15 protein-coding genes and 1 pseudogene are annotated in these 21,061 nt (G+C 63.1%); 9 read left to right on the plus strand and 7 right to left on the minus strand.

Annotation, left to right across the window (positions count from 1 at the left end):
• Positions 1–72 precede the first annotated feature (72 nt).
• Together ACQKP1_RS11285 and ACQKP1_RS11290 are read left to right on the plus strand one after the other, a co-directional pair.
• Positions 73–1,017, plus strand: a complete 945-nt coding sequence (locus ACQKP1_RS11285) for a carbohydrate kinase family protein (protein WP_427275292.1) — start codon at positions 73–75, stop codon at positions 1,015–1,017.
• 30 nt (positions 1,018–1,047) lie between these two features.
• Entirely contained in the window at positions 1,048–1,974 is a 927-nt protein-coding gene (locus ACQKP1_RS11290) for a pseudouridine-5'-phosphate glycosidase (RefSeq protein ID WP_427275293.1), read from the plus strand.
• Positions 1,975–2,059: 85 nt separating this feature from the next.
• Here the strand turns inward: ACQKP1_RS11290 and cckA are convergent, their stop codons facing one another.
• Positions 2,060–4,684 carry a cell cycle histidine kinase CckA gene (gene cckA, locus ACQKP1_RS11295; RefSeq protein WP_427275294.1) on the minus strand — a complete coding sequence of 875 codons (2,625 nt, stop codon included), beginning with the start codon at positions 4,682–4,684 and terminating at the stop codon, positions 2,060–2,062.
• A 253-nt stretch (positions 4,685–4,937) separates the two neighbouring features.
• Between cckA and ACQKP1_RS11300 the strand changes: the two are divergent.
• Positions 4,938–5,216, plus strand: a pseudogene (locus ACQKP1_RS11300) (flagellar biosynthetic protein FliO); the annotation flags it as partial.
• Between the two features lie 1,281 nt (positions 5,217–6,497).
• On the opposite strand, the gene dksA reads toward ACQKP1_RS11300, so the two are convergent.
• Positions 6,498–6,917 carry an RNA polymerase-binding protein DksA gene (dksA, locus tag ACQKP1_RS11305; RefSeq protein ID WP_006726101.1) on the minus strand — a complete coding sequence of 140 codons (420 nt, stop codon included), beginning with the start codon at positions 6,915–6,917 and terminating at the stop codon, positions 6,498–6,500.
• A 275-nt stretch (positions 6,918–7,192) separates the two neighbouring features.
• Here dksA and ACQKP1_RS11310 point away from each other — a divergent pair, with 275 nt between their 5' ends.
• From ACQKP1_RS11310 to ACQKP1_RS11325, 4 genes are all read left to right on the plus strand, one after another.
• Positions 7,193–7,687: a SixA phosphatase family protein gene (locus ACQKP1_RS11310; protein WP_427275295.1), complete on the plus strand. Its 495-nt coding sequence runs from the start codon at positions 7,193–7,195 to the stop codon at positions 7,685–7,687.
• Positions 7,688–7,818: 131 nt separating this feature from the next.
• Entirely contained in the window at positions 7,819–9,291 is a 1,473-nt protein-coding gene (locus ACQKP1_RS11315; protein ID WP_427275296.1) for a YcjX family protein, read from the plus strand.
• Entirely contained in the window at positions 9,288–10,388 is a 1,101-nt protein-coding gene (locus ACQKP1_RS11320) for a YcjF family protein (RefSeq protein ID WP_427275297.1), read from the plus strand. The genes ACQKP1_RS11315 and ACQKP1_RS11320 overlap by 4 nt, the downstream gene beginning before the upstream one ends.
• Before the next feature lie 141 nt (positions 10,389–10,529).
• Positions 10,530–11,072 (plus strand): hypothetical protein, encoded by a 543-nt coding sequence (locus ACQKP1_RS11325; protein ID WP_006726097.1) that lies wholly within the window; start codon positions 10,530–10,532, stop codon positions 11,070–11,072.
• 27 nt (positions 11,073–11,099) lie between these two features.
• Here ACQKP1_RS11325 and folK read toward each other — a convergent pair whose 3' ends face one another.
• The 3 genes from folK to folP are packed head-to-tail and all read right to left on the minus strand — an operon-like array spanning position 11,100 to position 12,773.
• The gene (folK, locus tag ACQKP1_RS11330) at positions 11,100–11,624 is read right to left on the minus strand and encodes a 2-amino-4-hydroxy-6-hydroxymethyldihydropteridine diphosphokinase (protein WP_427275298.1); all 525 of its coding nucleotides are present in this window, start codon (positions 11,622–11,624) and stop codon (positions 11,100–11,102) included.
• Positions 11,605–11,976 carry a dihydroneopterin aldolase gene (gene folB / locus ACQKP1_RS11335; protein ID WP_006726095.1) on the minus strand — a complete coding sequence of 124 codons (372 nt, stop codon included), beginning with the start codon at positions 11,974–11,976 and terminating at the stop codon, positions 11,605–11,607. Before folB ends, folK begins: the two co-directional genes overlap by 20 nt.
• A complete protein-coding gene (gene folP, locus ACQKP1_RS11340) occupies positions 11,973–12,773 on the minus strand; it encodes a dihydropteroate synthase (RefSeq protein WP_427275299.1) in 801 nt (266 codons plus the stop codon). The genes folB and folP overlap by 4 nt, the downstream gene beginning before the upstream one ends.
• 178 nt (positions 12,774–12,951) lie before the next feature.
• Between folP and ACQKP1_RS11345 the strand changes: the two genes are divergently transcribed.
• Positions 12,952–13,578 (plus strand): DUF922 domain-containing Zn-dependent protease, encoded by a 627-nt coding sequence (locus tag ACQKP1_RS11345; RefSeq protein WP_006726093.1) that lies wholly within the window; start codon positions 12,952–12,954, stop codon positions 13,576–13,578.
• Between the two features lie 293 nt (positions 13,579–13,871).
• On the opposite strand, the gene ACQKP1_RS11350 is transcribed toward ACQKP1_RS11345, so the two are convergent.
• Together ACQKP1_RS11350 and ACQKP1_RS11355 are read right to left on the minus strand one after the other, a co-directional pair.
• Positions 13,872–14,192, minus strand: coding sequence for a 2Fe-2S iron-sulfur cluster-binding protein (locus ACQKP1_RS11350; RefSeq protein ID WP_006726092.1), 321 nt, complete (start codon positions 14,190–14,192; stop codon positions 13,872–13,874).
• 118 nt (positions 14,193–14,310) lie between these two features.
• On the minus strand, positions 14,311–14,685 hold the full coding sequence (locus ACQKP1_RS11355) for an Hpt domain-containing protein (RefSeq protein WP_203016449.1): 375 nt from the start codon (positions 14,683–14,685) through the stop codon (positions 14,311–14,313).
• 472 nt (positions 14,686–15,157) lie between these two features.
• Between ACQKP1_RS11355 and ACQKP1_RS11360 the strand changes: the two genes are divergently transcribed.
• Positions 15,158–20,998 (plus strand): hypothetical protein, encoded by a 5,841-nt coding sequence (locus ACQKP1_RS11360; RefSeq protein ID WP_427275300.1) that lies wholly within the window; start codon positions 15,158–15,160, stop codon positions 20,996–20,998.
• The last annotated feature ends 63 nt before the right edge of the window (positions 20,999–21,061 follow it).

Consider the following 21,061-nt stretch of genomic DNA (forward strand, 5'->3'; position numbering starts at 1 on the left):
GGGCGCAGCTCCAAGGCAGACCGTGGCAAGCGTCGGTTCGATTCGTGTTTCGCCAATGCTGGAGGCAGGCCCATGACGACCGAAATTCTGGCGATCGGGGGCGCTCATATCGACCGGCGAGGCCGCATATTCGGTGACACGAAGCCGGGTGCGAGCAATCCCGGGCAATGGTTCGAGGAAGTCGGAGGCGGCGTCTTCAACGCGGCATGCAATCTCTCCCGCCTGGGCCACTCGGTCCGCCTGATTGCACCGCGCGGCGGGGATGCCGCAGGTCAGATGGTGGCGGATGCAGCCGAACGCGCCGGTCTCGACGACCAGCCCGTGATGTTTCTCGATCGCGCCACCCCGAGCTATACGGCCGTCCTCGAGCGAGACGGCAATCTGGTCATCGCCCTCGCCGACATGGCGCTTTACGACGCCTTTTCGGCGCGGCGGATGCGGGCGCGGTCGATGCGCGACAGCCTCACCGAGGCAGATCACGTTCTGGCCGACGCCAACCTGCCGGCGGACACCTTGACCGCTCTGGCGGCAAGTTGTCATGCGGCCGGCAAGGGACTGTCGGCCATCGCGATTTCGCCGGCGAAAGTGGTGAAGTTCGCACGCGCCCTGCCCTTTCTCACCCATCTTTTCATGAATGGCGCTGAGGCCGAAGCGGTTGCCGGTCAGCGCCCCGAGCGGCCTGAGCACTGGCCGGACCTGTTGCGCGCCAAAGGCTTGCGCGGCGGCAGCGTTACAAGCGGCGGCGGCCTAACAGTCGTCTTCGATGAGAGCAGCGTCGCCGTCATCGAGCCCAAGCCGCTCGAGCAGATCGCCGATGTCACCGGGGCCGGCGATGCCTTCGCCGCCGGTTTCCTGCATGCCCGCCTGTCCGGCGCGACACTGGACGAAGCGCTCCGCCAGGGCACGGCAAGTGCTGCGATCACCCTCGCCTGCCCCAATGCGACCGATGAAAATCTCTCACCTGAGAAGCTTGCACGTCAAATGGCTCTTGTCCCGCCGGCCCGTTTCCTGTCATGAGACCCTGAATTTCTAACGGAAGATCCCCCCATGACCCGTTCCATATCGCCACTTCTGCCCATCACCTATTCGAGCGAAGTCAGCGCCGCCAAGCAGCGCGGCGCACCGATCGTGGCTCTCGAATCCACCATCATCACCCATGGGATGCCCTATCCGGGCAATCTGGAGATGGCCCGCAGCGTCGAGGACATCATCCGCCAGCAGGGCGCCGTGCCCGCCACGATCGCCGTCATCAAGGGCGTGCTGCATATCGGACTGGAACCGGCAGAGCTCGAGGCGCTGGCGCAGATGGAGCATGTCATGAAGCTCTCGCGCGCCGATCTCGCCTTTGCGATTGCCGAGCGCCGCAACGGCGCGACCACTGTCGCGGCAACGATGATCGCTGCCTACCGCGCCGGCATCCATGTCTTTGCGACAGGCGGCATTGGCGGCGTGCATCGTGGCGCCGAAGAAAGCTTCGACATCTCCGCCGACCTCGAAGAACTGGCGCGCACGGCAGTGATCGTCGTTTCGGCGGGCCCGAAGGCGATCCTCGACATTCCGAAGACCTTGGAAGTGCTGGAAACGCGTGGCGTGCCCGTCGTCACCTATGACAGCGAAGACTTCCCTGCATTCTGGTCGCGCAGCTCGGGCCTGAAGAGCCTGCTCAACCTGCAGAGCCCGGCTGCGATCGCAAACTTCCAGAAGATGCGCGACCAGCTCGGCATCGATGGCGGGATGCTGATTGCCAACCCGGTTCCGGAAGCCGACGAGATCCCGCGGGAGGAGATGGAAATCTATATCAGCCGGGCGCTTGCCAATGCCGAACGCGACGAGATCGCCGGCAAGGCGGTGACACCATACCTCCTGGACAATATCTTCCACCTGACCGGTGGTCGCTCGCTGAAGACCAATATCGCACTGGTTGAAAACAATGCCCGTCTGGCAGCCGAGATCGCCGTTGCGATGAACGGCTGATCGGCCAAACGCACTTCAAACAGAGAAGCCCGCCGGATCGCTCCGGCGGGCTTCTTTGTTTGTTGATGGACAGACACGAAAAGCCTCAGCCTTCGCCGTCCAGCATTTCGCGGACTGCCACAGCCAGTTGCTTCAGCGAGAAGGGCTTGGGCAGGAAGCCGAACTTGGCATCAGCCGGCAGATTGCGGGCAAAGGCGTCCTCGGCATAACCCGAGACGAAGATGAACTTCAGATCCGGATACTTCCTGCGCAGTTCGGTGAGAAGGGTGGGGCCGTCCATCTCCGGCATGACGACGTCGGACACCACGATGTCCACCTCGCCATCCAGCTCTTCCATGATGTCGAGCGCCTCGACGCCGGATCCGGCCTCGTGGACAGTGTAGCCGCGCGTCTCCAGCATACGTTTGCCGCCACGCCGCACCGCCTCTTCGTCTTCGACGAGCAGAACGACGGCAGACTTGCCGGTGAGATCCGGCGTCTCCTGGGCCTCGGCTGCCCCTTGAGCCGGGGCGACCGTGATGGTGTCACCATTGACGGTCGCGTTGACGGCTTGCCCTTCAGCAACCGGCTGCACCTCGGGCACATGGCGCGGCAGGAAGATGCGGAAGGTCGTCCCCTTGCCCACCTCGGACTCGGGATAGATGTAGCCGCCGGACTGCTTGACGATGCCGTAGACCATGGCAAGCCCAAGGCCCGTACCCTTGCCGACTTCCTTCGTCGTGAAGAAGGGCTCGAAGATCTTGTCCATGATCTCGGGCGCAATACCGGTGCCATTGTCGGCAACCTCGACCAGCACCATGTCTTCCGACGGCAGACCGCGATAACCGAAGCCTTCGGCCTGCTCGGCAGTGATGTTGTGGGTCGACACGGTGATCGAACCACCATCGGGCATCGCATCGCGCGCATTGACGCAGAGATTGATGAGCACCTGCTCGAACTGCGACAGGTCTGTTTTCACCGGCCAGAGATCGCGGCCGTAATCGACCTTGAGCTTGACATTCGTGCCCGAAATCAAACGATCGACCAGCATTCTCAAGTCGCCGATCACGTCTGTGAGGTTCAAGACGCTCGGCCGCATCGTCTGCTTGCGCGAGAATGCGAGCAACTGCCGCACCAACACGGCTGCACGATTGGCATTGCGCTTGATCTCCATGAGGTCGGCAAAGCTCGCATCCGATGGCCGCGCCTGCAGGAGCAGGTGATCGGAAGACAGAAGGATCGCCGTCAGCACGTTGTTGAAGTCATGCGCGATGCCACCGGCAAGCGTGCCAACCGCATTCATCTTCTGCGTCTGCGCCATCTGCGCCTCGAGCGCCTTCTGGTCGGTCACATCGACGGCATAGACGATCGCCGCCTCTTCCGGCGCCTCGTCGCTCTGGTCGATGACGGCGTTCACGTAGAAGCGGAAATGCCTGACGTCATTCGTCGGATGACGGCTGTCGATCGGCGAAATGTCGACCTGGCGGTCCATGGCGGCAGCGAGCGCGCCCCGGAAGCCCTCGCGTTCGCTTTCATGCAGCACCACCTCGATCAGCCCGTGCCGTTCGATCTCGTCGCGCGAGATGATGTCGGCAAAGAGCTTCATGAACGGGGCGTTGGTCCTGAGGATCCGGCCTTCGCCGTCGACGGACGCAATCGCCATGGGCGTATTGTTGAAGAAGCGGGTGAACCGCATCGAGGCGACAGAATCGGATTGGTCGCCGTTTTCGCTCTGGGTCCGCGCGAGGACGATCGAACGGCTCTCACCTGGCGCACCGTCGCGGGCAGCGCGGACTCGGTGCACGAGGCGTACGGGCAGGCTCTGGCCGTTCACGCGCCTGAGATCGAGGTCGAGGGTTTCCGTGCGGGCCTGGCCCGGTTCGGCCTGCACCGAATCAATCAGCGCCATGCCTTCCCCGGCCACGAGATCCGAGATCGTCATCGAGCCCGGATTGAATTGCGTGAGATCGACACCCAGCCATTCGGCGAGCGTCGCGTTCAGATAGTAGATCTCGCCCTTGCGGCCGGCGGAGAAGAAACCGGCTGGCGCATGATCGAGATAGTCGATCGCGTGCTGCAATTCTTTGAAGAAGCGCTCCTGATCGTCACGCTCGGCGGTGATGTCCGATATCTGCCAGACATGCAGTGGCTTGCCGCGTCCCTCGCCGGGCAATAACCGCGCCTTCAGCCGATACCAATGGGCACCCGAGCCGTTGCCCGTCTGATTGCCGAGCGGCTTCAGCAGCCGGAATTCCTCGTAGCTGTCGCGACCTTCCCGCAGACCATTGGTCAGACGGTAGAGCGCCTCGCTCGATTCCCGGTAGCGCGAGAGCAGCGCTTCGAGCGTCTGAACCTCGGTTGCCTTGCGCGCGCCCGTCATCGTGCCATAGGCGACATTGGCGAAAACGATGCGGCCTTCGCTGTCGGTGATCAGCGTTCCATCCGGCTGGCTAGACAGGAAACGGCGAGCCAGCGTGTCGCTATTCGACTGCGGCATGACCTCGATGAAACCGATCACCGCTGAGACGATGAAGAAGATCCCCATCATCGCCAGGATCCCGAGAACACCGAGCACGACCTGGTTGTCGAGCTGGTCGCGGAAAAAGATGAAGGCGGCGGAGGCGGCGATCAGGGCAAGGGCCAGCAGCAGGATGCGCAACGCCATGCCGACGCCATTACGGCGATCGACCAGCGGGCCGTCTCCATCTCGATCATACTGCTTTCGTGTCATTGATGCCTCTTGCCTAAGCGCACGGAAGATCCGACCTAGCGAGAATCGGCGCTTCCACCTGTTTATCAATATGCCGAAGCTGCAAAAAGCAAAGAAAGGGCCAGACGGCCCCGCTCGGCCGCTCCCCCACAGGAATGCCGCAATCCTGGCCGATCTTGCCCGACCTTCCGCCCCCAGCGACAGGGCGCGGTCGCACGCAAGATTGCGGAAGGGGCCGTCTTCTGCCAGAAAGCCAGTCAAAAGGAGCACGCACATGCTGGATGAGCTGATCAAGGCCTATGGCGACAAGTTTCTCGTGGCGGCACTCGGCGTCAGCCTCGCTCTGCTCTGCCTGTTCATCGTGCTCTGGATTCTACGCAACCGCGCGCCCTCGCCTTTTGTGCGTGGCGGTCGCAACCGCCAGCCACGTCTGCAGGTACTGGATGCTGCCGCTGTCGATACCCGTCGCCGGATCGTGCTGGTGCGCCGCGACAATGTCGAGCATCTCGTGATGATCGGCGGCCCGACCGACATCGTGATCGAAAGCGGAATCGGCGATGAACGCCCCTATCTCAGCGCAAGGCCGATCGAGCCAAAGGCTTTGGCCGAGCAGCAGGATTTACCCAAATCCGCCGCTCAACCGGCGCTCGTCGCGACCGAACCGGCCGCACCGGCCATCGCATCTCCCGCAATCGCCTCCCCTGCTACTATATCCAATGCCGCAGCAGAAGCACCAGCCAGACGCCCGATGGCCGCGGAAACGCTTCGGCCAGCAGCCGTTTCACCTGCGGCAGATCCTCAACCAGCTGCCACGCCTGCGGCAGAGCAGCGTCGTCAGCAGGCGGCACCTATGCGCGGCCTTGAACCGGCCATCGAAAACCTTGTAACGCCTTCGCCGGTGGCAACCGTGGCGACCGTTGCAGCGGCCCCCATAGCGGCTGCGGCCGTGACCACCGCCACACGCCCGGAGATGGCGCCTCCCGTTCGGGTCCAGTCGCCCGCAATGGAACCGATCGCGCGTCCTGAACCGCCTGTCGAGCCGTCAGCAACCCAGCTGACCGCAACCCTTGAGCCTGTTCTGGTGGCATCGGCACCCGCCGCAACCGCTCCGGCAAACGTCGAACCGGTCATGCGCCGCAATGAGCCGATGCTCGACAGGGGTGACGGCCCCTCGGAGGCCAAGACCAGCGGCACGCCTCCGATTGAAGCTTTCAGGGTTGAGCCAGTCGAGCCTGTCTTGAGGAACGAGCTTGATGCCCCGCAGGTCGAGGACGTCAGGGTCGGACCGCAAGTCGCAACGCCCACCGTCATCGATACGCCCGCCGCAGCAGATCTGCTGGAAGCGGCACGCCAACGGGTTCTTGTGCCGGTTCAAGCGCCCGCAACTTCCCGTCTCGTGGAGCCGGAACGTTTTGAACCGCAGATCGAAAGCAAGGCTTCTGCCGTACCCGCAGAACCCGACGCACGCGACATGAGTGATTTCGAGCGCGTACTCGAGGAAGAAATGGCTCTTCATCTGGCCACGGACCCGGCGCCGCAGCCTGCGCCTCAGACGCCGCAGATCCTGCCCGAAACCCGCGCCGACCGCCCGCGCCCGCCGATTGCCGCGATCTTGCCGGAAGCCAATCGCGCAACGGCAGCAGCGCCCAACGCCGCACAGCCGGCTCCCGAACCCAATCTGCAGAACGAGATCGCCCGGATCTTCGGCGAAATGTCGGCCAGCCGAAATCCGTGACGGGTTACGGCTCTGGCACGACAGCTTGTCACCAAAAAAGAAAAGACCCGCCAATGGCGGGTCTGAATTCGTTCAGAAGACTTGCCTGAGGTTTCTACCTCACTCGTCGCGATAGACCTTTTCGCGGCGCTCGTGCCGTTCCTGTGCCTCGATCGACAGCGTCGCAATCGGGCGGGCATCCAGACGCTTCAGACCGATCGGTTCACCGGTCTCTTCGCAGTAGCCGTAAGTCCCGTCATCGATCCGCTGCAGTGCCGCGTCGATCTTGGAAATCAACTTGCGCTGCCGATCACGGGCTCGCAGTTCGATGGCTCTGTCTGTTTCTGAGGAAGCCCGGTCTGCAAGATCAGGATGATTGGCGCTCTCTTCAGCCAGGTGGTCGAGCGTCTCACGCGCTTCGCGCAGGATGTCGTTTTTCCAGGCGATCAGCTTTGCCCTGAAATAGGCCCGCTGATTGGCGTTCATGAACTCTTCGTCCTCCGAGAGCACATAATTGCTAAGATTGATCTTCTCACTCAACGCGATTCTCCTGAAGAACATCTCAATGGGCGGGTGTATAACCTTTCAAGGCAACCGGTTCAAGCCTTCTGACTGTTTCCAAGCTATTTTTAAATCTGTTACATTTTTCATCTAAACTTCTATTTTTTAAGCATAAATTGCTTTCATCTCGATGGCGGATACATACCCCCCTACCGCGATGGGATGATGCTGGCTTCGACGCGGCATGGTTGACGGCAAGGCCTAAGAACCGGTACGTCAGTTCACAAGCTCCATCGCATGTGGATACCTCAAGGATGACGCCCTCCATTCAGCTTCCCCAGCGCATCTATCTGCTGCGTCACGCGAAATCCGGTTGGGCCGAGCCCGGCGGTCGCGATTTCGACCGCAGCCTTTCGGATGCCGGCTTCGCCGAAGCGGAAATCCTGGCAGAAACCGCAGCCGACAGGGGGTATCGCCCCGATCTGGTGGTGTGCTCGACGGCCAAGCGTTGCCGACAGACGGCAGAGGCGATCAACCGGGTCTTCTCAGGCCTCGTCGAGTTCCGCTATGTCGACGCACTCTACAACGCCCCCGCCGAGGCCTATCTGGAGATCGTCAGTTCGACCCGCGGCGTCGACGCGCTGATGCTCGTCGGTCACAACCCTGCCATTGAGGAAGTCTTTGCACGGCTATGCGGAAACGACGTCATGGCGCGGACCGTGCCAGAAGGCTATCCGACCTCCGGCCTGGCGGTGATCGACGCCCTCAGTGAGGAAGCCTATGCGCTTCGGGACTTTCTTGTCGGCTGACGAGATCAGCCAAGACGCGTAGGTCCGCCTCTTTTTTGCGCTGCACGCCCCGCCTATATGGAGAGAAATGGCGTTGACGGCCGCGTGCCGCCGACGAGCCAGACCCGCCACAGTCTCTGCAGGACGATGCCTTGCCCCCTTCCCTCACCAGCCTGACCGACGAAGCCGCGATCGCATTCGACAATCTCGCCGACCGCGCCGCCCATCTGGTCAATCCGACCATCCGGCTCGGCGTGACCGGATTGTCGCGGGCAGGCAAGACGGTCTTCATCTCGTCGCTGGTGCACAATCTCCTGCATGGCGGTCGCCTGCCACTGTTCGAGCCGCTTCGGTCCGGACGCATGACCGGTGCAGCACTTCAGGAGCAACCCGATGACGCCGTGCCGCGCTTTCAATACGAGGATCACATCCGAGCGCTTGTCGAGGAGCGGGTGTGGCCGGACTCGACCCGTGCGATCTCGGAATTGCGGCTGACGATCGAATACAAGAGCGCCAGCACCTGGAACCGGATGCTATCCTCGGGAAAGCTGTCGATCGACATCGTCGACTATCCCGGCGAATGGCTTCTCGACTTGCCCTTGCTGGGCCAAGACTATCGGACCTTCTCCGAAAACACCGTGAACCTTGCAGGCTCGGGCGTTCGCGCGGAACTGGCGCGGGAGTGGCTGGCGCTCGCAGCGGCAGTGGATCCCGATGGGCCGGCCGACGAGATGACGGCAAAACGCCTGGCCGAAGCCTTCACCACCTATCTGCGGCTTTGCAAGTCGGATGAGCGGTCCCTATCGACGCTGCCGCCGGGGCGTTTCCTCATGCCGGGCGACCTTGACGGCTCGCCGGCCCTGACCTTTGCTCCTCTTCCCGTCCTGCCAGAAGGCCGTGCGCCCAAGGGTTCGCTGCGGGCGATGATGGAGCGCCGCTTCGAGGCCTACAAGTCCGTCGTGGTCAAACCCTTTTTCCGCGAACACTTCGCCCGCCTCGACCGCCAGATCGTGCTCGTCGATGCCCTGCAGGCGATCAACCGCGGCCCCGAAGCGGTCCAGGATCTCGAACGGGCGCTCGGCGACGTGCTCGCCTGCTTCCGCGCAGGGTCGAACAATATCTTGACGGCCCTAGTGCGCCGCCGGATCGACCGGGTGCTGGTTGCCGCCACCAAGGCGGACCATCTGCACCATGAAAGCCATGACCGTCTCGAGGTTTTGACGAGACGCCTTGTCAACCGCGCCATCAAGACGATCGGCATGAGCGGCGCAGGCATCGAGGTCATGGCGCTGGCCTCCGTGCGCGCGACCCGTGAAGCGAATGTGAAGCAGGACGGCCACGATCTGCCGGTTATCGTCGGAACCCCGATGGCCGGCGAGCGCATCGGCGACGAACTCTTCGACGGCAAACGCAAGACGGCAGTGTTTCCCGGCGATCTGCCGCGCGATCCGGAAGCCTATTTCCGCTCGGTCGACGAAAACGACGCCTCCGCTGCCCTGCCGGATCTCAGCATAGTGCGCTTCAGGCCGCCCGAACTCGACGAGAAGCAGGGCATCACCTTGTCCGTGCCGCATATCCGCCTCGACCGGGCGCTGCAATTCCTGCTCGGAGACCGTCTCGCATGAAGAAACCGACCGTACCTCCGACCGGCCCATCTCCGTCATCCCACTCTGATCCCCAGAGGCGGCCAGCGGCCTTCACCGTGGAGCCAGAAGCGCCGCGTAGCCGTCCGGCCGAAAACCGCGCGCCGCGGAGCTTTGCCGGCGATATCGTGATCGTCCCCGACGACCAGGACCCTTTCATCGCCGCAACCGAGGCCCTGCCCGAAGTGCCCGTCGCTGAACCGCGCCGCAGACGTTTCTCCTTCGCCAAGCTTGCGACCGGTGCCTTCGGGCTCCTCCTGTCGCTCGCCTTCGGCCTTTGGGTCGACCGTCTGATCTCGGATCTCTTCGCCCGGGCCGACTGGCTCGGCTACCTCGCGATTGGCGCCCTGGCCATTGGGCTTCTGGCGCTGATGGTCGCGGTCGGGCGCGAGCTGGTCGGGCTCTGGCGCCTCGATACCGTTCAAGACCTCAAGGTTGAGGCGGAAGCAGCGGCCGAGAGCGGCAAGCGGAAGCAGGCGGCCACGGTCGTGAAGAAACTGACCGCACTCGTCGCACATCGTGCCGAGACTGCGCGCGGCCAGAAGACGCTAGCGGCTGTCGAAGACGATATCATCGATGCACCGCAGCTGATCGAGCTTGCCGAACGGGAATTGCTGTCGCCGCTTGATGTAAAGGCACGCGCCCTGATCTTGAATTCGGCGAAGCGGGTTTCGGTCGTCACCGCCGTCAGCCCCCGTGCCGTCGTCGACCTCGCCTATGTCCTCTTCGAGGTGGTGCGCCTCGTCCGCAGCATGGCGGATCTCTATGGCGGGCGCCCCGGATCTCTCGGCATGCTGCGGCTGCTCCGCGATGTCTTTGCCCATCTCGCGGTCACCGGTTCGATTGCCATTGGCGATGGCCTTGCCCAGCAGGTGCTGGGTCATGGCCTTGCGGCCCGGCTGTCCACTCGCCTCGGCGAAGGGGTGATCAACGGCCTGATGACAGCCAGAATCGGCATCGCCGCCATGGACCTCTGCCGCCCCCTGCCATTCCGCGCCGCCAAGCGCCCTAGCATCGGCGACTTCATCGGTGACCTGACGCCGTCGATGACGGGCAAGGATGGAACAAAGACCGGGTGAGGCAGACGGGTCACACCCGAGAAACCAGTGAGTTTTGCCGATTGCCGATCACCCGATTTGAGGGTATTGGCAAGGATGCATTAACCATTTTTCCGCTAGGGTCTTCGCGGGGTTTCTGGTTTCTCGTACCAAGGCAAATCGATGTTCTCTCGCTCTTCGACATTCGGCCGTTGCGCCGCGATCCTTGCCGTTGCCGCATTGATGCCGGTCACGGTCGCTGATGCTGCTTCGCGCGACAAGCGCTTTTTTGAATCCGTCGCCGGATCCTGGAAGGGACCGGGCGAGATCGTTGCCGGAAAATACAAAGGCACCAAGTTCACCTGCAATCTCATCGGCCTGCCGGCCGAGGGCAAGGAAACCGGCCTGAAGTTGGACGGCACCTGCCGCGTTGGCATGTTCAGCCAGCCGATGTCGGCCGTCATTTCTCAGGCCGGCGGCAGCTACAAGGGCCAGTTCCTGGATGGCGCAGACGGCAAGGGCCTCGACATCGTCTCGGGTCAGGTCACCGGCAACCGTGCGGTCATGGGCATCAATCGCGCCAAGCTGAACGGCGCCATGGTCGCGCGCCTCGAAGAGGGCGATGCGATGAACATCACAATTTCAGTGAAGGTCGAAGACCGGATGATTCCTGTCATCGGCCTCAAGCTGAACCGCCAGGCAACCGCCATGGCCGAGAACGACTGATCTGCCTGTTAACCTTCGGCTAAAAGTTCAACCGCGCCACCAGGCGCGGTTTTCGTTTGCAACGGCAATGCCGGTCCGATCGACCTCCGCGATCCAGCTAGCGACCGCCCGCTCCTTCACCTGAAGCTGCGGATCGATGTCGGCAAGCGGCATCAGTACAAAGGCGCGCTCCGTCATCCGCGGATGCGGAACCTTCAGATGCTCCGCATCAATGACCCGATCACCGAAAGTCAGTATGTCGATGTCGATGGTGCGCGGGCCCCAGCGCTCGACACGAACCCGTTTCATCGTCCGCTCGATCTCGAGACAGGCAGCCAGCAGTTCCTGCGGCTCGAGAAGCGTCTCGACCGCCGCACAGGCATTGTAGAAATCGGCCTGGTCCGTCTTGCCCCAGGGCGGCGTGCGATAGAGACGCGAAACGGAGGTCACGCGACAATCCGACCGCTGGTCGAGACGGCGCAGCGCTTCGGCCATCGCCGTGACGGGATCACCGACATTGCCACCAAGCCCAAGTGTCGCGGCCTGCCAGCGCTTAGTTTCTGAATTGCTCAATGCTCACCTGCACATGGTCGAGGATGCCGGCGATCGGCGCACTCGGCTTGCGCACCGTGATCCGGCAGCGCAGCATTTCGGGGAAACGGTCGAGCAGCCCGCGGGCAATGGCCAGCGCCAGCGCCTCGATCAACTGCCGGCGGCTGCCGGTGACGATGTCGCGGATCACCTCGAAGGCGATACCGTAATGCACGGTCCCATCGAGCGTATCGGTCTCTGCGGCAGCAAGCGCATCAACGTCGAACTCCGCATCGACGAAGAAGCGCTGTCCAAGCACCCCCTCCTCCGGGAACACGCCGTGATGGGCGAAAAAGGCACAGTTCTTCAGGGTGATGGTGAAAACACCGCTCATGCAGTCTTATCCTTCATCGCAGCAATCCGCCGCTCGGTTGCGAGCATAGCATCGGCCATGACCAGGGCATCCCGGTTGATCGCGACATTGTGCACCCGGAAAACGGAGGCCCCCTTCAAGCGAAGTGCTACGGTTGTCGCAGCAGTTGCCACGTCCCGGTCGGCGGCATCCCGACCGGTCAGCGCACCGAGAAATCGTTTGCGCGACGTGCCGGCCAGGAGTGGCAGACCGAAGTCGTGCAATTCCTCGAAGCGCGCGATGAGCTCCATGTTCTCTTCCGGGCTTTCCTTGGCGAAACCGAAACCCGGATCGAGCACGATTGTTTCCATCGCTACACCGGCCCGCTCGGCGATCGCAAAGGACTGCTCGAAAAAATGGCGCTGGTCGGCAATCGGATCGGATAGTTTCTCCCGACCGCGGCCGGTATGCATGATGCAGAGCCCGGAGCGATGCTCGGCCGCGACCTTCGCGATGTCGGGTTCCCGCTGCAGGCCATGCACGTCATTGATAATATGCGCCCCGGCCTCGACGGCTGCCTTCGCTGTGGCCGCTCTATAGGTGTCGATGGAGATCAGCGCGTCGGTTTTCTCACGGAGCGCCGCGATCACCGGGACGACGCGACCGATCTCGTCATCGACGCTCACTTCAGCCGCACCCGGGCGCGTCGATTCACCGCCGATATCGAGGATCTCGGCACCCTGATCGGCGCAAGAAAGTGCGTGCCGGACGGCCGCATCGACAGAATTGTGCAGACCGCCATCGGAAAAGGAATCCGGCGTCACATTGACGATGGCCATCAGTGCGCCTCGCGCGGCGAGGTCGAGCGTGCGCCCGTGTCCTACACGCCAAATTGTATGCTCAACTCTGGCCACCAGACCTTCGGACCCCTCGACGGAAAAGCATGAAGCTGCGATAGTGCAGACCGGGTTGGCTATGCCCCAAGGGCGCGGCGAATACAACATTGCGGAAAAAAGAATGAAGCACTCCCGCCGTCTTCGGGCCGCCGTGATCATGGCAGTCCTGACCGGCCTATCCCTGCCGCTTTCGGCCAGCGCGGACGTCGTCGTCCAGAAGTCCATCACCTACTTTCAGATCGGCGGACGCACGGCAGCCGAACTCGATGCGGAACTGTCGCGCAAGGGGCCCTTCACCCAGTCAAGCGGCAGTCGCCATCCTGGTGCCACCCAGATCCGCTTCGGCGGCGACCTCACCTACACACGACGCGGGACCCGTTGCGCGATCGACGACGTGCGCGTCACCGTCGAAACAAAGCTCATCTTGCCGCGCTGGAAGAACCGCAAACGCGCCTCGACCGAGATGGCGCTCTTGTGGGATGCCCTATCGGCCGACATCAAGCGGCATGAAGAGCGTCATGCCGAAATCGCGCGCCAGCATGCAAAACTGCTCGAACAGAGGCTGATGAAGCTGCGGCCGGAGCGCAATTGCGAGATCCTGCAGGATCGGGTCGCAGTCGTCACCGACGAAGTGACAGCAGCCCATGACACGGCGCAGATGCGATTCGATCGTGTAGAGGCGAAGAATTTTCAGGACCGCATGCAGCGGATCCTGCGCTACCGCCGCGAATCCCAGGAAAATCAGTAGAAATCACCCCTGAATTCCGAGGGGAAGTGTTGCTGCGACGCTTCGGCTTGCACGAAGCTTGCGTGATGGCCTGTGAATAACCGGCGATTTCTGGGCGTGGCCCTTGATACAAATCTGAAATATAAGTGTCATCGAATACGTTGCATGAGCGTAACCGATTTCCCCGTTCTCCCGGCGCGTCCTGGTGCCACAGGTGTTTCCTCCCTCGCCTGGTTGGCGATGCGCCCGCTTGCCCCGCTTTCGTGAAAACGAAAGCGGGGCTTTTTTGCGCGGGATAGCGCTGACAGGTGGGCTTAGCCCTGGCGCTCGGGCACGTGGACGACCAGCCCCTCCAGAGCCGCCGTCACCTTGATCTGACAGGAAAGCCGCGAGGTCGGACGGACGTCGACAGCGAAATCCAGCATGTCCTCTTCCATGGCCGACGGCTGGCCGACCTTTTCGGACCATGCATCATCGACATAGACATGACAGGTGGCACAGGCGCAGGCACCGCCACATTCGGCATCGATCCCGGGGACCGAGTTGCGGACGGCGTTTTCCATGACCGTGGAGCCGTCGGCTGCCGCGATGTCGAAACGTGTGCCGTCGAATGCGATGATGCTGATGTTTGCCATGAGTTCCTGTCCAGACTTCGCCTTGTGAAAACCGGCGAAGTCATCTCCCAAATCGGAAAGTCAGTCAACTCACGGCGAAGCGATCATGGGATCGCTACTCGTCGCTATCGTTTCCAGCTCAGCGGGCGAGCTTGAGAATGAAGTGTTCGGCTTCGAGCACGGCAGCCGCAACGGATGCGAGTGCATCTGGATTGGCGCCCTTGGTCTCGAGGAGATCGGCCGCAGCGGCAACGCGCAGCGCACCGACGGCCATGGCGGCATTGCGAAGCCGGTTGGCGGCGGCCTTCACCTCTACCTTGCTCCGATCACCGGTGAGCACCACCAGGCAACCGCGAGCCTGACGCGCGAAGATCTGCAGGATCTCGCTCTCCACGGCCTTGTCGCCCTTGGTCTGGGTCGCCAGATGAACGAGATCGATCGGCCGCTGTTGCGCGGGAGTGAGGCCATGCAGGTTGTCCGGAGCCTCGAATGCGATATTGATTGCTGCTGCCATGCCCTTGATCCTGATTTCTTGCTCTTTGCTGCCGCCAGTTTGCGGCCGCCCTATGGGCATCGCGTTAAAAATGCTGAGGATGGCGGCAAAAAGCTAAAGGTATGGTTAATGGAAGTTAAACCCCGGCTGGGATTGGCTTTTCAGCCGCAACCTTGATTGAAATACTGTTAACAAGAGCCACGGGACCAGGCACCGCGAAAGCGCATTAATTGTATCGGATGACCAAATGTGTCAGTACGATACGGTTGATTGGGCAAAAGTGCGTGAACTTTGCCCGCAAGCCAGTCGGTGCTAGATCTTCCGGCGGGAACGCCGGCTGTCAGCGGCCGCACTGTAAAAGAAGGAATTTCGTCTGGCGTGGCGGCAGGCGGGGTTTCAGGTAAACGGTGAGGTCCGGATACGGCATGGCGATGAGCGGCATCGCCGCTTCAGTCCGTCCTCCCGAGAGTAAGCGGTAACGAGGCGTAACCCTATGGCGAACAAGAAGACCGACTCGATTGACGAGAACGCGTTTCAGGCTCTCGAGGCGGCCCTGAGCATCGATTTCGACGGTGAGGAAGCCGCCGCGCCACCCAAGGCACGGTCTCAAGCACGCGCCCCGGAGGCAAATGTGTCCGATAGTATTCCGCGTTCCGCCGCAAAGAAGACGATCGAGCGGCGATCTGCCCGCGCCGGCGAGCTCAATCCTGAACCGGCCCCCAAGGCGCCCGCCTTCGCACCGGCCAATGACGGCTCTCGCCGCACACCGTCTGCCATTCTGAAGTCGCTGGACGGTGCGTCGCTGACCTCTGCTCTGCGCAATGCCGCCGTCGTGTCGGCGCTCTGGGTGCTCGGCGCCCTCGGCCTCACCCAACTTCTGTACGGCGGCACGATCTGGCAGGCTGGATCGATTGCGGACATCGTCGCCATGCCGGGCGTGGTCGCCATCGTCGTCGGCACCTTCCTGCCGATCATGCTGTTCTTCGCCTTTGCGATCATGATGGCCCGCGCCCATGACCTGCGCAATGCAGCCCGCTCGATGGCGGAAGTGGCGCTTCGTCTGGCAGAACCCGAAACGATCGCCTCCGAACGCATCATGACCGTTGGTCAGGCCGTCCGTCGCGAAGTGTCAGCGATGAACGAAGGCATCGAGCGCACCATTGCCCGCGCCACCGAGCTCGAAACACTCGTTCACTCCGAAGTGACCGCGCTCGAGCGCAGCTACACCGACAACGAGCTGCGCGTCCGCGGTCTTGTCCACGAACTCGGCGCCGAGCGTGACGCGATCGTCAATCACGCCGAGCGTATCCGTTCTTCGATCGTTGGCGCCCACGAGCAGCTCAAGGAAGAGCTGTCGCTGGCAACCGAAGAGATTTCCGTACGCCTGCAGACCTCCGGCGAAGCCTTCGCCTCGATGATCGACACCCGCGCGGCAACGATCATGGAGAAGTCCGACGCGGCCGTGACCGCACTCGGCTCTCTGCTCGCGCACAAGACGGAAAGCATGGTCCAGACGCTGGCCGCGTCCGGCATGTCACTGTCGAACGAGTTCGACACGCAGCTGCAGTCGCTGACCTCGACGCTCAGTGAGCGCGGCCGCGAACTCCTTGGTGAATTCGAAACCCGGGCCTCGACCCTCGACGCCAACACGGAAAAGCTGAACGCCGCCCTCAACGAGCGTGCCCGCCAGCTGAACGAAACGCTTGTCGAGCGTACGCGTGATATCGCCGAAACCCTCAAGGGCAGCGAAAGCGCGATCACCTCGTCGCTCGACGACGTGCTGGGACGCCTCAACAGCTCGCTCGACGAGCGTGGCCGCAGCTTCCGCCAGAGCCTGCAGGCAAGCGCCGACGACGCGATCGTCGATCTCGACCTGCGTTCGGGCCTGTTCGAGGATCGCTTCCAGACCACCATCGGCCAGATCAACGCGACCTTCGACCAAAGGGTCGCCGAGTTTGCCAGCGCCTTCGATCAGCGCTCGGGCTCGCTCGACTCCAAGCTGATGGAAAGCCTCGCTCGCATCAATGAGACTGTGAACGGCGGAACGGATTCGATCAGCGGCATCCTGAGTTCGAGCATCGAGCGTCTTGGCTCGACGCTGACCGACCAGTCGCTTGCACTTGCGATGACGCTGAGCACCAGCCAGGAGATGCTTGACAGCTCGATGTCCGACCGCGCCCAGGAAATCGCGGAAGCGATGTCGGCACGCGCGGCGGCTCTGACCGAGAGCCTGGAAAGCGCCCAGAAGCGGATCGACCAGGTCATGGAAGAGCGCAGTGGATCGCTCTACAATGCGCTGACCGACAACCAGTCGCGTTTCGAGCAGACGCTCTCGTCCCGCGCCGAGCACATCGTCAACGCGCTTGAAACCAATCAGGACCGTTTCGCCGAGACCCTCGACACCAAGGCCCGGGGCATCGCGAGCCTGGTCGAAGGTCAGAGCGAGCAGCTGATCGACGCTCTCAACACCAAGAGCCTCGAACTCGACCTGACGCTGACCGCCCGTACCCAGGATCTCTCCGAAACGCTGAACGACAGCCAGCGCCGGATCGACGAAACTCTGACCCAGCGCGCCTCCGCGATCATCGAGACGGTCGCCGATGCGGACCGTCGCATCGACGCGGCCTTCAGCGAGAAGGCAGAGACTATCCGCAACGCCTATGGCGAAAACCAGGAGCGGCTGGAACTTTCGCTTGCCAGCCACACCTCCTACCTAACCTCGACGCTGGAAGACGCCACCGGCGACATCGAGCGTAGCCTTGGCCAAGCCTCCGGCCATATCGCGGAAACTGTCGCCAACGGCATCTCCGAGCTCGAAACCCGACTGGGTGCGAGCCAGCAGCAGCTGGATACCCTGCTCACGACCGCCTCGAGCACGATTTCGAATACCGTCGCCGACAATGCGAGCCAGATCGCAGAAACGCTGAAATCCGGCGTCAACGACATCGACGGCCGTATCGCCGAGACCGGCGCCTATCTGCGCTCCAGCCTGGATGCCGCAACCGGCGCACTCGCAACCACACTTGGCGAAAACACCGACCGCATCGCCCAAACGATCGACCAGGGCGTCAACGCGATCGACGACCGTCTGGTCAACACCCATGACCGGATCCGCGCCACGCTCGACGACCGGACACAGGCGATCACGGCGGCCATCGGCGACGCACGCGATGCGCTGGATTTGAGCCTCGGCGAACATGCGACATCGATCGGCGCCTCCGTCGCCGCGAGCGCCGGCATGCTCGAAATGAGCCTTGAGGATCACGAGGAAAGCCTGCGCAAGGCGATCGACGAATCGAGCCGTGCCCTGGACGAGCGCCTGCGTGGCACCGCCGGCGCCTTGACGGAACAGATCCGCGACGCCGCCGACGACATCACCCGTTCGGCGCAGGGTTTCTCGGGCACGGTCGAACAGTCCGTCTCCGGCATGACCAGCCGCCTCGACGAAACCAGCACCCGCATCGAACAGAGCCTCGGCACGCTTGAAGACCGTCTGCGCAACGGCCTCGACGGCGTCGACGCCCGGGTCAACGATGCCGGCGAGAAGTTCGCTGCCCGCCTCGACGACAAGGTCGCGACGATCGAACGTGTCGGCGCAGAAGCCAGCATGCGCGTCGCTCAGGTCCTTGATGAAGGCACCACACGTGTCGCCGAAACCTTCGACAGCCGCACGCCTGTCATCGAAGAGCGCCTGGCGACCATGGACCGCGCCCTCAATATCGGCCTCGAAAACGTCAATCGCACCATCGAAGGTAAGGCAGCCGGTCTCGCAACCGCACTGCGCAGCGCCGTTACCGACGCTGCCCGCGACCTCGATGCCGAAGCCCAGCGCTCGGTCGATCGCTTGGCGGCCACCACCTCGCAGTTTGCCGAGCAGATCGGCGAACGCAGCGCCGAACTCAACCGCACGGTCGAGGAGCGCTCGGAGGATCTCGCACGGCGCATCACCGACACCCAGAACCGCCTCGCCGGACAGGCTGCGACGATCGCCGAAACCTTCTCGCAGGCCGGCGATGTCATCAGCAACAAGGTGAACCAGGCAGAAGCGCTGGTCAGCGCCCAGGTGGCCAACCTTTCGGGTACGCTTGGCGAAGTCAGCACCACGCTGGAACAACGCGCAGCCGCCATCCGTGACGCGATTTCCGGCAACACACAGGAACTCGCCGCTGCCATGAACGAGGCAGAAAAGGCACTCGAGGCGCGCGGCAACTCCATCCGCGACGCGATTTCAGGCAATACCCAGGAACTCGCCACCACCATGAACGCGGTGGAGAAGGCGCTGGAAGCCCGCGGCAATTCGATCCGCTCGGTGCTCGACGACCGCACCCGCGAGCTGAACTCCATGCTCTCGACACGCTCGGCCGAACTATCGCGCCTCATCGACGAGAAGGCAGCCCCCGTGGTCGCCTCCTATGCCGAGACCGGCCGTGCAGCCGCTGAGCAGATCGCTGCGGCAGCCGAACAGAGCGCAGAGCGCCTGCGCGCCGAAAATGCAGCCCTCGTCGACGCGATCAACCAGCGCACCGACCGCGCTGTCGCGACGCTCGGCAATGCCGAACAGAACCTCGTTGCCAGTGCCTCGCAGCTCATCGAGCGCCTCGGCGACAGCAATGTCGGCCTGTCCACGATGATCGACCAGGCGGTCCAGAGCATCGGCTCGCTCGACAGCCGCCTCGGTGCGACGGCAAACCGTTTCAGCGAAACGGCGAACCAGGCAACCGACATGCTCTCGACCTCGAACCGCCTGCTCGACGACAAGCTCGGCCGCCTGACTGCCGTCTCCGGCGAGACGCTGCAGCAGGTATCGTCGATCGTCAGCCGCTTCGGCGACCACACCCAGGTGCTGGGCAAGGCCTCCGAACTTCTCTCAGCCGCCCAGTCGAACCTCGTGGGCACGCTCGAAGAACGCCAGCAGGCTCTCCGCGATCTCTCGATCGGCCTCGTCAAGCGCTCGGAAGAGATCGAAACGACGATGCAGACCCTCGGCAAGATGGTCGAGACCGCCTTCGATCGCGCCGAAGAGCGCTCAGGCCAGATGGCCGGCAACCTGCGCCAGAGCGTCCAGGCCTCCTTCTCCGATATCGGCCAAATCCTCGGCGAGACAGAGAAGCGCGCCCAGTCGACGGCTGCCACCATGCGTGACAGCGTCCAGGCCTCGTTCTCCGACGTCGGACAGATGCTTGGCGAGACCGAGAAGAAGGCGCAGATCACCGCCGCCAACATGCGCAACGCTCTGCTGTCTGCCGAACAGGAAGCGCAGGTTTCCATCGACAAGACGCTGACCGAGGCCGAGAAGCGTTCCGGCGAACTGGCAAACCGCCTGCGTGGCGGACTGGCAGTCTCGCTCAACGATATCGACCACCTGCTCGGCGAAGCCGGCCGCAAGTCGGAAGGGGCAGCCGCTGCCCTCCGCCAGGCCATGCAGGAAGCCGTCAGCGAGGCCGTTTCCCGCTTCACCGGTGCTACCGACGAGATCCGTCGCTCGGCCGTCGATATCCGCAAGGAACTCGACCTGACCCGCAACGAGCTGAAGCGCGGCGCCTTCGACCTGCCCGAGGAAGCCAAGGAAAGTGCTGCCCAGATGCGCCGCGCCGTGGCCGAGCAGATCAAGGCGCTGCAGGACATCTCCCAGCTCGTCGGCCGTACCAGCCAGACGCTGGAAATCTCCGAGCCGGTCGCCCGCCGCCTGGCCGAAGCCCAGCCTGAACCGGTCCGTCGCCAGCCAGCTGCAGCACCCGCACCGCAGCCACAGCCGCCGGTGCGCCAGACCGAGACCCTCGGCCTGCGCGGCAGCCTGGCAACCGAAGCCTATGGCCAGCAGAGCACGGCCACGACACGCGCCGAAGGCGGTGGCTGGATCAGCGATCTGCTGCGCGGTGCCTCGCGTGAAGAGCCGCAGGAAGCTGCTCCGACCCGCCCGGCCCCTGCTCCGCAGCGCCCGGTCGCCGAAAGCCAGCCGGCCCGCCAGGGTGACACCCGCAATCCGCGTCACATGGTCGAATCGCTGAACTCGCTCTCCGTCGACATCGCCCGTGCCATCGACCACGACGCCTCGGTCGATCTGTGGCGCCGCTACCAGCGCGGTGAGCGCGACATCTTCACCCGTCGCCTCTACACGCTGAAGGGCCAGCAGACCTTCGACGAGATCAAGCGCAAGTACGACCGCGAGCCGGAATTCCGCGTCGCCGTGGACCGCTACATCGCCGATTTCGAGAAATTGCTTTCGGACGTGGCCCGCACCGACCGCGACAAGTCGATTACCCAGTCCTACCTGACCTCGGACACGGGCAAGGTCTACACCATGCTCGCCCACGCGGCCGGCCGCTTCAACTGATGATAAGATCGGAGCCGGCCATCCGGCTCCGATGTGCAAAACGGAAAAACCCCGGATCATTGA

The organism is Allorhizobium sp. NPDC080224, assembly GCF_050281005.1.
Lineage (GTDB): Bacteria > Pseudomonadota > Alphaproteobacteria > Rhizobiales > Rhizobiaceae > Allorhizobium.